We start from the raw sequence: 12509 nt of genomic DNA, 5'->3' as shown, positions 1-12509 counted from the left end.
ACCGGGACGGAGGGCCCATCCCAGGTATCCTCTGAGTCGTGTGCGGAATCGTGGGTTACGTCGGTCCAAGGCAGGCGCTCGACGTCATCGTCGAGGGTCTACGCCGTATGGAGTACCGCGGCTACGACTCGGCGGGGGTGGCGATCGTCACCCCGGTCGGTGACGCCGGTAGCGCCGAGCTGCAGGTGGCCAAGAAGGCCGGCCGCATCGAGAACCTGGACAAGGAACTGGCCGGACGCGACATCACCGGCACCACCGGCATAGGTCACACCCGCTGGGCCACCCACGGCGCCCCGAATGACCGCAACGCCCACCCGCACGTCGGTGGCTCGGGACGGATAGCCGTCGTGCACAACGGCATCATCGAGAACTTCAGCGTGCTGCGGGCCCACCTCGAATCGACCGGCGTCGAGTTCAGCAGTGACACCGACACCGAAGTTGTGGCCCACCTCGTCGCCCGCGAACTGGACAACGGCCGCGGCCTGGGCGATGCCTTGCGGGCCACCTGCCGCGAACTCGAAGGGGCCTTCACCCTGGTCGTCGTCGATCGCGAACACCCGGACGAGGTGGTCGCGGCCCGGCGCAACTCGCCGCTGGTGGTCGGGGTCGGGGAGGGTGAGATGTTCCTCGGCAGCGACGTCGCCGCCTTCATCGAGTTCACCCGGCACGCCGTCGAGCTGGGCCAGGACCAGATCATCGAGATCACCGCCGACGCCTACCGGATCACCGACTTCGACGGGATCGAGGTCGACGGGAAGCCCTTCGAGATCAACTGGGACCTCGCCGCCGCCGAGAAGGGTGGCTACGAGTACTTCATGCTCAAGGAGATCGAGGAGCAGCCGGCCGCGGTGGCCGACACGCTGCGCGGTCACCTGGTGGGCAGCGAGATCATCCTCGACGAGCAACGCCTGGACAAGCAGGAGCTCCGCGACGTCGACAAGGTCTTCGTCGTCGCCTGCGGCACCGCCTATCACTCCGGTCTGCTGGCCAAGTACGCCATCGAGCACTGGACGCGCATCCCGGTCGAGGTCGAGATGGCCTCGGAGTTCCGCTACCGCGACCCGGTGCTGGACCGGCAGACCCTGGTGGTGGCGATCAGCCAGTCCGGCGAGACGGCCGACACCCTGGAGGCCGTGCGCCACGCCCGCGACCAGAAGGCCAAGGTGCTGGCCATCTGCAACACCAACGGCGCCCAGATTCCCCGCGAGTCCGACGCGGTGCTCTACACCCACGCCGGGCCGGAGATCGGGGTCGCGGCCACCAAGACCTTCAGCGCCCAGCTCGCCGCGGTGCAGCTGGTCGGCCTCGCGCTGGCCCAGGCCCGCGGCACCAAGTACGGCGACGAGATCGTCGCCGAATACAACGCGCTGGCCGCCATGCCGGAGGCGATCAGCCGCACCCTCGGCATGATGGACGAGGTGCACGACCTGGGGCGGGAGATCGCGTCCAGCAAGGCCGTCCTCTTCCTCGGCCGTCACGTCGGCTTCCCGGTGGCACTGGAGGGCGCGTTGAAGCTCAAGGAGCTGGCCTACATGCACGCCGAGGGGTTCCCGGCCGGCGAGCTGAAGCACGGCCCGATCGCCCTCATCGAGGACGGGCTGCCGGTGGTCGTGGTCATGCCGTCGCCGCTCGGCCGCCCCCTGCTGCACCAGAAGATGCTCAGCAACATCGCCGAGATCACCGCCCGTGGAGCCCGCACCATCGTCATCGCCGAGGCGGGCGACGAGCAGGCTCGCAAGCACGCCGCTCACCTCATCGAGGTGCCGGCGACGCCCACCCTGCTGGCCCCCTTCGTCACCACCATCCCGATGCAGATCCTCTCGGCCGAGATCGCGCTGGCCCGCGGCTGCGACATCGACAAGCCCCGCAACCTGGCCAAGTCCGTCACCGTCGAATAAGACTTTCGCGGCGCCACCTGCCCATCTCGCGATTTGTCTGCGAGGATCGCGAAGTGACCTCAGACGCGCACGCGGCATCCGAACCGTTCAGCACCTCCGTCGACATTCTCATCGTCGGCGCCGGCCCGGTGGGGCTCTTCGGGGCCTACTACGCGGGGGTTCGGACGCTCTCGGTCGCGGTGATGGACTCGCTGGAGGAGCCTGGCGGCCAGATAACCGCCATGTACCCGGAGAAGGCGATCTTCGATGTCGCCGGCTTTCCGGCGGTCAAGGGGCGCACGCTCGTCGAGCAGCTCGTCGAGCAGGCCGGCGCCTTCAACCCGACCTACCTGCTCGGTGAGCAGGCGGCGGGGCTGACCCGGCACGCCGACAAGTTCACCGTCACCACGTCCACCGGGCTGCAGGTGCACGCCCGGGCCATCGTCATCACCGGCGGCATCGGGACGTTCACCCCACGGCCGCTGCCGGTGGGGGAGGAGCATCTCGGCCACGGCGTGGTGCACTTCGTGCCCGATCCCACGATCTGTGAGGGAGCGGACGTCGTCGTCGTCGGCGGCGGGGACAGCGCGCTGGACTGGGCGCTGATGCTCGAGCCGATCGCCAAGTCGGTCACCGTCGTTCATCGCCGAGCCCAGTTCCGGGCCCACCCGCACTCCGTCGAGTTACTGCGTGAATCCAGCGTCCGGCTCCTCACCGACGCCCAGGTCACCGACGTCCGGGCCGACCCGGAGGTCTTCGAGGTGAAGGTGGACGTGGCCGGCGAGCCGGTCACCCTGCCCTGCACCAAGCTGGTCGCCGCCCTCGGCTTCACCGCCAATCTCGGGCCGCTGCTGGAGTGGGGCCTGGAGATCGCCGGGAAGCGTCACATCGCCACCGACACCCTCGGCGCCACCTCGGTACCGGGCATCTACGCCGCCGGCGACATCGTCGATTACCCCGGAAAAGTCAGGCTGATCGCGACCGGCTTCGGCGAGGTGGCCACCGCGGTGAACAACGCCGCCGCCTACCTCAACCCGGATGTCTCGGCGTTTCCGGGGCACCTGTCGGACTACGCCCCAGCCTCGGGTGCCACCTCGCCGTCCTCGTCGCACTGAACCCGCGCCGATGAACCGCGGACGCCGGCTCGGCCTCTTTGCGCTGCTCGCCGCGGCCGACACCGCGCTCGCCGCCACCCCGCCCGGTGCGCCGGCCCGCCGCTGGCGCCGGCTCACCAAGCCACTGCTGATGCCGACGCTGGCCCTGCAGGTCCCGGATTCGCAGCAGCCGCGTCTGATCGGGAGCGCGCTGGTGCTCTCGACGGCCGGCGACACGGCGCTGCTGGCGACGACGGAGCCGGCCTTCGCCGCCGGTCTCGGGTCCTTCCTGCTCGCGCACTGCGCCTACATCGCGGCCCTGGCGAGACTGGAGAACAGGGACGGATCCACCGGGTGGGCCGGGCTCCGACGCCGTCCCGGGCTCGCTCTGCCGGCGGCCGGGCTGGCCACCACGGTCAGCCTCACGCTGGCCCGGCGAGCCGGCCCGATGCGAATGCCGGTCACCGGTTACGGCGCGATCATCGCGTCCATGTTCGCCGTCGCGCTCGGCACCGGGCGGCCGCGGGTAATTGCCGGGGCCACCCTCTTCTGCCTCTCCGACCTGATCATCGCCATCGACCGCTTCGGCCGGCCGATACCCCGCTCGGACGCCCTGGTGATGGCGACCTACACCGCCGGTCAGGCACTCTTGATCAGCGGTTGCACCGCCACCGCCGATCCGAACCCGACCAGCCGATAGGAGCGCGTCGATGCAGGGCGTCTACCGAGTTGCGCAGATCCGCGCCGCCGAGGAGCGGCTGATGGCGCAGCTGCCCGATGGCGCCCTGATGGCCCGGGCCTCCACCGCGCTGGCCGGCGTCTGCGCTCGCCAGTTGCGGCTACGAACCGGACGTCTCTACGGCAGCTCGGCGGTGCTGCTGGTCGGCTCCGGGAACAACGGCGCCGATGCCCTCTTCGCCGGGGCGATCCTGGCCGGTCGGGGCGTGCGGGTGCAGGCGGCGCTGCTTGACCCGCCACGCACGCACGCGGCGGGGCTGGCGGCCCTCATCTCCGCCGGCGGCCGGATCGTCACCACGTCCGCAGCGTCGGCGGTCCGCGCCACCGACCTCGTGGTCGACGGGATCCTGGGCATCGGCGGGCGCGGGGCACTGCGCCCGGAGGCGGCCGAACTGGTCGCCGCCATCACCGACGCGCTGGTCGTCGCCGTCGATATCCCGTCGGGCGTCGACGCCGACAGCGGTGTCGTCGAGGGCGCGTCGGTGCCGGCCGACCTGACCGTCACCTTCGGCGGCCTGAAGGCCGGGTTGGTCACCGGGGCCGGCGCCGCGCGCAGCGGCCAGGTGCGCCTGGTCGACATCGGCCTGGAATTGCCCGAGCCGGACGTGCAGGTGCTGGAGGAGCGTGACGTCGCCTCGCTGCTGCGGCAGCCCTCCGAGACCGACGACAAGTACACCCGCGGGGTTGTCGGGGTCATCGCCGGCTCCGCGCAGTACTCCGGCGCCGGGCTGCTGGCCACCGGCTCCGCCCGGCGCGGTGGAGCGGGGATGGTGCGTTACCTCGGCACCGCGCCGGAGCAGATACGGGCCCACTACCCGGATGTGGTGGTCCATGACGCGACGGCGCCGGGGGATGTGCGAGTGCAGGCCTGGGTCATCGGCCCCGGAATCGGAACCGACGCCGCGGCCGGTCGCCTACTCGCCCAGACCCTGGCCACCGACGTCCCGGTGCTCGTCGACGCGGATGCCATCACGCTGCTGGCGGAGCAGAAGCAGTTGCTGGCCGAGCGTCGCGCGCCCACCCTGCTCACCCCGCACGACCGGGAGTTCGAGCGCATCGCCGGACCCGTGTCGGGCGACCGGCTGGAGTCGGCCCGCCGGGCGGCCCGGGAGCTGAACGTCACCCTGCTGCTGAAGGGCGACGCCACCGTCGTCGCCGCCCCCGACGGCACCGCCTTCGTGAACACCACCGGCACCCCCTGGCTCGGCACGGCCGGCAGCGGAGACGTGCTCAGCGGCCTCATCGGTTCGATCCTGGCCACCGGCATCGAGGCCGCCCTGGCGGCGGCGACCGGCGCCTACCTGCACGGTGTGGCGGGGCAGTTGGCCGGTGCCGATGGCAACCCCGATGCGACCGATGTGCTCAACCGCCTACCTCTTGCCGTGGCATCCGTTCGCCGATAGGTCAGACTTAAAGGATGTCCCGCACCGAAGCCGTCGTCGATCTGGCGGCCATCCGTAGCAACGTCGAGACCCTGCGCGCCGGCACCAGCGCCGAGCTGATGGCGGTGGTCAAGGCCGACGGCTACGGCCACGGCCTGCTCCCCTCAGCTCGGGCCGCGCTGGCCGGCGGGGCGAGCTGGCTCGGGGTGGCCATCATCGACGAGGCCCTGCAGTTGCGGGCCGCCGGCATCGAGGCGCCGATTCTGGCCTGGCTCTGGACCCCGTCCGAGGCTGAGACGGTCGGGGCGGCGATTCAGGCCGGCGTCGACATCAACGTGAACAGCCTCTGGGCACTGCGCGTGGTCATCAGCCAGGCCCGCCGGGTCGGCCTACCGGCGCGCGTCCACCTCAAGATCGACACCGGCCTGTCCCGCAACGGCGCCTACGTCACCGACTGGCCGGAGGTGGTTCGCGCCGCCGCGACCGCGGAGGCCGACGGCTACGTCGAGGCGGTGGGGATCTGGAGCCACTTCGCCTACGCCGACGAGCCCGGCAACCCGACCATCGCGCTCCAGGTCGACAACTTCCACCAGGCCCTTGACCTGGCCGCCCGAGACGGTGTGGTGCCGCGGGTACGTCACCTGGCGAACTCGGCGGCCACCCTCACGTTGCCGGAGACGCACTTCGATCTGGTCCGCCCTGGGATCGCGATCTACGGGCTCTCGCCCGTCCCCGGGGAACTCGGCGACTTCGGCCTCACCCCGGCGATGACGCTGCGCGCGGAGCTGGCCTCGGTGAAGCGGGTCAGCGCCGGTGAGGGCGTCTCCTACGGGCACGCCTACATCACCAAATCGGAGACGACGCTGGCCCTGGTGCCCCTGGGCTACGCCGACGGCGTACCGAGAAATGCCACAAATCTCGGGCCATTGCAGATAAACGGGCAGCGCTACCAGATCAGCGGACGGGTCTGTATGGACCAGTTCGTCGTGGATATCGGTGCCGGGCGGGCTGAGGCGGGCGATCACGCCGTGCTCTTCGGTTCGGGCGCCGGCGGCGAGCCCACGGCGCAGGATTGGGCCGATGCGCTCGGCACCATCCACTACGAGATCGTCACCCGGATCGGGGTTCGAGTGCCACGCACCTACGTGGACGCAGATCGCCCAGCGTCGGAATCCAGTACCGACCTGGTCGAGCAGGTCGCCCATGGCTAGCAAACGTAAGGGTGTCATCGGCGGGACGGTCGGCTTCGCGGCCGCGGTCACCACCGCCGGGGTGGCCTACGCCTTCGACCGCAACGTCGCCCACCGCCGGCAGCAGATCGTCCGGACGAATTTCAACGAGCTCGGCCACCTGCCCTTCGACCGGGCGGGCGTGCTGGCGACCTCGGACGGGACGGGGCTGTACTACGAGGAGGTCGGGCCGCGCGACGCCCAGCTGACCGCGATCTTCGTGCACGGCTACACCCTGAACCTGGGTTCGTACCACTTCCAGCGCAAGGCGTTGGTGGAGGAGTTCGGCGATCAGATTCGCTTTGTCTTCTATGACCAGCGCAGCCACGGCCGCTCCGATCGCAGCCAGCCCGACCACTGCGAGATAGATCAGTTGGGCGACGATCTGGGTGAGGTAATCGATGCCCTGGCCCCGACCGGCCGGATCATCCTGGTCGGGCACTCGATGGGCGGGATGACCGTGATGGCGCTGGCCGACCGGCATCCGCACTACTTCGTCGGCTCCGAGCGGCGGGTCAGCGCCGTCGCGCTCATCTCCACCTCGACCGGGAAACTTGCCTCGGTCACGCTCGGCCTGCCCGCGATGCTGGCCCGGATGAAGGGCCCGCTGCTGCCGCTGCTGCTCAACGGCGCCCGCAGCCGGGCCAAGCTGGTCGAGCGCGGTCGGGGGATGGGCACCGATCTGGCCTGGGTGCTGATCCGCCGGTTCGCCTTCGCCGACAAGGCCGTCGACCCAGCGGTGGTGGAGTACCTGACCCAGATGATCGCCGGCACCCGTATCGAGGTGATCGCCGAGTTCTACGGCCCGCTGATGAACCACGAGAAACTTGACGCCCTAGCGGTGCTGGCTGATGTCCCGACCGTCATCATCTGCGGCGACTCTGACACCCTCACCCCGCCGGAGCACAGCCAGGAGATGGCCGAGGCGCTGCCGAAGGCGTCCCTGGTGGTCATCGAGAATGCCGGTCATCTGGCCACGATGGAGCGACCGGAGGAAGTGAACGACGCGTTGATCCAGCTCTTCACGCCCGCTTTGGCCGACGCGACGCCGCGCCGGCGCTGGCTGCGGGTGCGCCGATGAGTCCGCTGCACGGGCCGGGGCATCCGGTGCGTGCCGCGGACCCGGGCGTCCCCGGCGCGGCGCCCCGCCGGCATCGGGTGACCCTTCCCGAGGCGAGTGACACGTTCGCCTTCGGCCGCAATCTCTCGCTGGTGCTGCGGCCGGGTGACCTGATCGTGCTGGCTGGGCCGCTGGGCGCCGGGAAGACGGCGCTGACCCAGGGGATCGGCGCCGGCCTGGAGGTCTCCGGTTCCGTCGTGTCGCCGACTTTCGTCATCTCCCGGGTCCACGTCGGCGGGCGCATCCCGCTGGTGCACGTCGACGCCTACCGGCTGGGGTCGCTGGCCGAGGTGGACGACCTCGATCTGGACGTCGACGTCGCCGACTCGGTGACGGTGATCGAGTGGGGGCACGGCCTGGTCGAGCAGCTCGGCGAATCGTCACTGCTCATCGAACTGGCCCGGGCCGACGACAGCGAGGTCCGCTCGGCTGAACTCATTCCCCAGGGCGGCGACTGGGCGCAGCGCATCTCCAGCCTCGGCTGGTAGTAGGGTTCGGAACGAGCAGCCGGAATGCGCTGCGAATTGGGGGGATTCGCGTGTCCAAATTGCTCGTTCACAGTGTCGCCGGTCGGCTACGCGTCGTGGTTGTCCTCCTCGCGCTGGCCACGGTGTCCCTCTTCGGTGGTGTCACCGCAACCAGCGCGTCGGCCTCAGCCGGAACAAGCGAGCTGGACACCGGTGAGATGCTGATCAGTGGGCAGCAACTGCATGATGATGTCGGCACCTATCGGCTCGTCATGCAGGGCGACGGAAATCTCGTCGAGTATCAAGGTTCAGTGGTCGAGTGGGCCTCCCGAACCGCCGGCCATCCGGGCGCACATCTTATCGTGCAGGGCGACGGAAACGTGGTGCTGTACAGCGTCCAACAGAAGGCACTCTGGTCGACGCGCACCGCCGGTGCCGGCTCGGTCGTCGCCCTCGTCATGCAGGACGATGGGAACGTTGTGCTCTACCGGCCAGGTCGTGCGATCTGGAAGACCGGCCTGCCGATGCTCCAGGTAGCCCCACCGCGCCAGTTCCTCGCACCGAGCACGCTTACCGCCGGGCAGTCGGCTCAGGGCTCGGCCGATACTCTGGCTGCCCCCTCCAATCGGTTCACGCTCGATCTCAACGGCGGGTTACTTCAGATCGAGGAGCACGCGTTCGTCGCGGACCCGAATCCGAACCTTCGCGAACACGTCATGGCGATCTGGGCGCCGCCGCTTGTCAACTACAGCTCCGTCAACGGCACCCTCGTGATGCAGAGGGATGGAAACCTCGTGATGTACAACGGTGCCGGTCGAGCGTCGTGGTCAACGAGAACGTCGGGCTCGGGAAATCACGCGACGCTTCAGGACGACGGCAACCTGGTGATCTATTCGGCCGCCGGCCACGCGCTCTGGGCGTCGGGCTCGAAGCGGGCCATGATGACTCCCGGCGATGTGCTGGCCGTCGGTACTTCACTGGCTTCCCGCGACCAAATGGACCAACAGCTGACGATGCTGAGCATGCAGACCGACGGCAATCTGGTGCTGTACCACGCGGGCAAGCCGCAGTGGAGTACTCGCACTTTCGCCGCCGGCTCTCATCTGGCGCTGCAGGCCGACGGCAACCTGGTGGTGTACGCCCCGAATGGCAGGGCGATGTGGAGTTCGCACACCGCGAACGCAGGCCCCGCTGTCGTACTTGAGGTTATTGGTAGCGAGCTGACGTTGGACAAGGGAATGGGGTACGTCTTCCTCGCTGACAGCCATAGCGCCCAACGAGGCTGAGAGTGGAGCCGTACGGGCTGATCGTGCCGGGTGAGAGCTCCTGACACACCGGCTAGGCTTCTGAGTCGTGTTCGTACTCGCCATCGATACCTCCTCCGCCGCGGTGAGCGCGGCCGTGGTCGAGGTCGACGACGCCGGCACCGCCCGCACGATGGCCCAGAGCATCACCCTCGACGCCCGGGCCCACGGTGAGCGCCTGGCCCCGAACATCGAGCTCTGCCTGCAGCAGGCCGGGGTGCGTGTCGCGGACGTCGGGGCGGTGGTCGCCGGCCTCGGTCCCGGCCCCTTCACCGGCCTGCGGGTCGGTCTGGTCACCGCGGCCGTCTTCGCCGAACTGCGGGGTATTCCGGTTTATGGGGTCTGCTCACTCGACGGGATCGCGGGGGTGCTGGATGAGCCGGACCTGCTGGTTGCCGGTGATGCTCGACGTCGCGAGGTCTACTGGGCCCGCTATCACCACGGCGTCCGAGTCGAGGGGCCGCTGGTCTCCACCCCCGCCGCCGTCGCCGAGCACCTCCGCGGAGAAGGCGTCAGCGGGATGACCGGATCCGGTGCCCGTCTCTACGCCGACGTTCTCGGGCTGCCGCTGCGCAGTGTCGACCATCCGGATCCGGTGGCACTGGTGCAGGCGGCGGCCGGGCGGATCACGGCCGGCGCGGAGTCGGAGATCCTGACGCCGCTCTACCTGCGCCGTCCGGACGCGGTCGAGCCCGGCGCGACCAAGTCGGTGACCGGATGAACCTCCAACCGCTGCTCGTGCCCATGAAGGAGCACCACCTTGACGCGGTGATGCCCTATGAAGAAAGCATGTTCGGCACCGAGGCCTGGAGTCGCGAGGCCTACCGGGACGAGCTTCGAGACAACCGGTACCGCCGCTACTTCGCCGTCCTGCAGGGCGCTGAACCCGGTGCTGAACCCGGTGCTGAAGTCGGCGCTGAACCCGGTGCTGAACTCCTGGGTTGGGGCGGCGTGCGGGTCATCGGCAAGGAGGCCGAGATCCTCACCGTCGGGGTCGTGCCATCGGCTCGACGGGCCGGCATCGCAACCCTGCTGCTGCGCCACCTGCTGGCCGACGCGCGCCGGCGCAGCGCCGACGAGGTCTTCCTGGAGGTGCGCGTCGACAACGAGGCGGCGATCAATCTCTACCGGCGCGAAGGCTTCGCCGACCTCGGCCGGCGCCGCGGCTACTACGACGGGGGACGGGTCGATGCGCTCACCATGCATCGTCGACTGACCCAGGAGGCCGAGGTGTGACCGCCAGCGACGAGCCACTGGTTCTCGGCTTCGAGACCTCCTGCGACGAGACCGGAATCGGGATCGTGCGGGGCACCACCCTGCTGGCCGACGCCATCGCGACCAGCGTCGAGGAGCATGCCCGTTTCGGCGGCGTAGTGCCTGAAGTGGCCAGCCGCGCCCACCTGGAGGCGATGCTGCCGACCCTTCGCCGGGCCTTCCAGCTCGCCGACATCCGGCCCGGCGACATCGACGCCGTCGCGGTGACCGCCGGCCCCGGGCTGGCCGGCGCGCTCCTGGTCGGGGTGGCTGCGGCCAAGGCCTATGCGCTCGCCCTCGACAAGCCGCTCTACGGCGTGAACCACCTCAGCGCCCACGTGGCGGTGGACCTGCTCGAGCACGAACCGCTGGCGGAGCCGGCGATCGCGCTGCTCGTCTCCGGTGGGCACTCCTCGCTGCTGCTCGCGCCGCGTATCGGTGGCCAGGAGCTCACCGAACTCGGCGCCACCGTCGACGACGCGGCCGGCGAGGCGTACGACAAGATCGCCCGGCTGCTCGGCCTTCCCTTTCCCGGTGGGCCGCACATCGACCGGATCGCCCGGGACGGGGATCGAGCGGCGATCGCCTTCCCCCGAGCCTTCACCGGTGCCCAGGATCCCGCCTACGCCTTCTCCTTCTCCGGCCTCAAGACCGCGGTGGCGCGCTGGGTGGAGGCCCGGCAACGTGCCGGCGAGCCGGTGCCGATCGCCGACGTGGCGGCCAGTTTCCAGGAGGCGGTGGTGGACGTCCTCACCGCGAAGGCGGTGCGAGCGGCGAAGGATCACGGCGTCGGGCATCTGGTGATCGGTGGCGGGGTGGCGGCCAACTCGCGGCTGCGGGAGCTCGCCGCGCAGCGTTGCGAGAAGGCCGGGCTGGTGCTGCGGATTCCCCGCCCCGGGCTCTGCACCGACAACGGCGCGATGGTGGCAGCTCTGGGCGCCCAGCTGGTGGCCCATGGGGCAACGCCGTCGAACCTCGACATCCCGGCCACGTCGGCGCTGCCCATCACAACAGTGCTGCTGTGACGACGGTGCTGCTGTGACGCCGGTGCTGCTGTGACGACGGTTCTGCAGTGACGCCGGGTGAGCCTATGACGACCGTGATGTGGGAAGTTGCCGCTGCCGAGGGACACCTCAGCGAGCTCTTCGAGTTCGTCCGGGGCAACGCCGCCCCGTCGGCGCAGATCTACCGCAGCGCCCAGGGCCACGGACGAGTCGTTGTCATCGACCCGACCGGGGCGGGAATCACGGACGTGCCGCCCGAGTGGATCGCCCGCCCGCCGCACGCATGGCCCTTCGAGGGGCCGTTCGAGCCTGTGCAACCACGCTGAACGGCGGTGGCAACCCCACCCGTCGTTGAGAACTGGCACTCGGAGGGTTAGAGTGCTAGCTGAGGGCCCGGCTGGCTCCCGCGACGACAGCCTGCGCTCCGAATAGCAACAGCAAGATCCGCACCAACTTCATATGCATCATTCGCATGCACTTTGCCAGGTAATCCCTTCAGGATGGAGATTCACCGTGACCGCCACCAAGGTCAACATCAAGCCGCTCGAAGACCGCATCGTCGTTCAGGCCAACGAGGCCGAGACCACGACCGCTTCGGGCATCGTCATTCCGGACACCGCCAAGGAGAAGCCGCAGGAAGGCACTGTCGTCGCGGTTGGCCCCGGCCGCTTCGATGACAACAGCGCCCGCGTCCCGCTCGACGTAGCCGTCGGCGACGTCGTTCTGTACAGCAAGTACGGCGGCACCGAGGTTCGTTACGCCGGTGAGGACTACCTCGTTCTCTCCGCCCGCGACGTCCTCGCGGTCATCGTCAAGTAAGGCGACTTGAACGCGCCATGACCCGCTTCGGGTGATTGGCGCTCGCGCCCTTGCGTTGCGCTTCGCGTAAACGCTGGTCGCCCAAGTTTGTCGCTGACTCACCATCAGCTTCGACTAACCGTGCAACAGTGCCCCGGCCCTTTACGGGGTCGGGGCACTGTCGTTTCGGCGCAGCTGCTCCTCGCTAGCTACCTCACCTGCTTGGCAACACCCATAGAGAT

General features: G+C 69.5%; 13 protein-coding genes. All 13 read left to right on the top strand.

What is annotated here, in order from left to right; all coding sequences use genetic code 11:
* The first annotated feature begins 38 nt into the window (after positions 1-38).
* The 13 genes from glmS to groES all read left to right on the top strand — a co-directional run bounded on the left by glmS (position 39) and on the right by groES (position 12288).
* The gene (gene glmS / locus CPH63_RS00510; RefSeq protein ID WP_096301090.1) at positions 39-1898 is read left to right on the top strand and encodes a glutamine--fructose-6-phosphate transaminase (isomerizing); all 1860 of its coding nucleotides are present in this window, start codon (positions 39-41) and stop codon (positions 1896-1898) included.
* 53 nt (positions 1899-1951) lie between these two features.
* Positions 1952-2992, top strand: coding sequence for an NAD(P)/FAD-dependent oxidoreductase (locus tag CPH63_RS00505; RefSeq protein ID WP_096301089.1), 1041 nt, complete (start codon positions 1952-1954; stop codon positions 2990-2992).
* A gap of 10 nt (positions 2993-3002) precedes the next feature.
* Complete coding sequence (locus tag CPH63_RS00500; protein WP_157749174.1) at positions 3003-3671, top strand: lysoplasmalogenase; 669 nt, start codon at positions 3003-3005, stop codon at positions 3669-3671.
* A 10-nt stretch (positions 3672-3681) separates the two neighbouring features.
* Positions 3682-5112, top strand: coding sequence for an NAD(P)H-hydrate dehydratase (locus CPH63_RS00495; protein WP_096301087.1), 1431 nt, complete (start codon positions 3682-3684; stop codon positions 5110-5112).
* 14 nt (positions 5113-5126) lie between these two features.
* Complete coding sequence (alr, locus tag CPH63_RS00490; protein ID WP_096301086.1) at positions 5127-6302, top strand: alanine racemase; 1176 nt, start codon at positions 5127-5129, stop codon at positions 6300-6302.
* A complete protein-coding gene (locus CPH63_RS00485; protein WP_096301085.1) occupies positions 6295-7401 on the top strand; it encodes an alpha/beta fold hydrolase in 1107 nt (368 codons plus the stop codon). The genes alr and CPH63_RS00485 overlap by 8 nt, the downstream gene beginning before the upstream one ends.
* Positions 7398-7928: a tRNA (adenosine(37)-N6)-threonylcarbamoyltransferase complex ATPase subunit type 1 TsaE gene (tsaE, locus tag CPH63_RS00480; protein ID WP_096301084.1), complete on the top strand. Its 531-nt coding sequence runs from the start codon at positions 7398-7400 to the stop codon at positions 7926-7928. Before CPH63_RS00485 ends, tsaE begins: the two co-directional genes overlap by 4 nt.
* Positions 7929-7978: 50 nt before the next feature.
* Positions 7979-9193 carry a bulb-type lectin domain-containing protein gene (locus CPH63_RS00475; RefSeq protein WP_096301083.1) on the top strand — a complete coding sequence of 405 codons (1215 nt, stop codon included), beginning with the start codon at positions 7979-7981 and terminating at the stop codon, positions 9191-9193.
* A gap of 67 nt (positions 9194-9260) precedes the next feature.
* Positions 9261-9932: a tRNA (adenosine(37)-N6)-threonylcarbamoyltransferase complex dimerization subunit type 1 TsaB gene (gene tsaB / locus CPH63_RS00470; RefSeq protein WP_096301082.1), complete on the top strand. Its 672-nt coding sequence runs from the start codon at positions 9261-9263 to the stop codon at positions 9930-9932.
* Entirely contained in the window at positions 9929-10447 is a 519-nt protein-coding gene (gene rimI, locus CPH63_RS00465; RefSeq protein WP_096301081.1) for a ribosomal protein S18-alanine N-acetyltransferase, read from the top strand. The genes tsaB and rimI overlap by 4 nt, the downstream gene beginning before the upstream one ends.
* The gene (gene tsaD / locus CPH63_RS00460) at positions 10444-11490 is read left to right on the top strand and encodes a tRNA (adenosine(37)-N6)-threonylcarbamoyltransferase complex transferase subunit TsaD (protein ID WP_096301080.1); all 1047 of its coding nucleotides are present in this window, start codon (positions 10444-10446) and stop codon (positions 11488-11490) included. Before rimI ends, tsaD begins: the two co-directional genes overlap by 4 nt.
* A 65-nt stretch (positions 11491-11555) precedes the next feature.
* Complete coding sequence (locus tag CPH63_RS00455; RefSeq protein ID WP_096301079.1) at positions 11556-11795, top strand: hypothetical protein; 240 nt, start codon at positions 11556-11558, stop codon at positions 11793-11795.
* Positions 11796-11982: 187 nt separating this feature from the next.
* Complete coding sequence (gene groES / locus CPH63_RS00450) at positions 11983-12288, top strand: co-chaperone GroES (RefSeq protein WP_091354382.1); 306 nt, start codon at positions 11983-11985, stop codon at positions 12286-12288.
* Positions 12289-12509 lie beyond the last annotated feature (221 nt).

This window comes from Jatrophihabitans sp. GAS493 (assembly GCF_900230215.1).
Lineage (GTDB): Bacteria > Actinomycetota > Actinomycetes > Mycobacteriales > Jatrophihabitantaceae > MT45.
The sequence above is the reverse complement of the archived record's forward strand: the minus strand, read 5'-3'. Positions and strand labels throughout refer to the sequence as shown.

What these genes read in the sequence shown, in the direction of transcription:
- CPH63_RS00500 (WP_157749174.1), top strand. Translation starts at nt 3,003, where the DNA reads ATGAACCGCGGACGCCGGCTCGGCCTCTTTGCGCTGCTCGCCGCGGCC.
- CPH63_RS00495 (WP_096301087.1), top strand. Translation starts at nt 3,682, where the DNA reads ATGCAGGGCGTCTACCGAGTTGCGCAGATCCGCGCCGCCGAGGAGCGG.
- CPH63_RS00485 (WP_096301085.1), top strand. Translation starts at nt 6,295, where the DNA reads ATGGCTAGCAAACGTAAGGGTGTCATCGGCGGGACGGTCGGCTTCGCG.
- tsaE (WP_096301084.1), top strand. Translation starts at nt 7,398, where the DNA reads ATGAGTCCGCTGCACGGGCCGGGGCATCCGGTGCGTGCCGCGGACCCG.
- rimI (WP_096301081.1), top strand. Translation starts at nt 9,929, where the DNA reads ATGAACCTCCAACCGCTGCTCGTGCCCATGAAGGAGCACCACCTTGAC.
- alr (WP_096301086.1), top strand. Translation starts at nt 5,127, where the DNA reads ATGTCCCGCACCGAAGCCGTCGTCGATCTGGCGGCCATCCGTAGCAAC.
- CPH63_RS00455 (WP_096301079.1), top strand. Translation starts at nt 11,556, where the DNA reads ATGACGACCGTGATGTGGGAAGTTGCCGCTGCCGAGGGACACCTCAGC.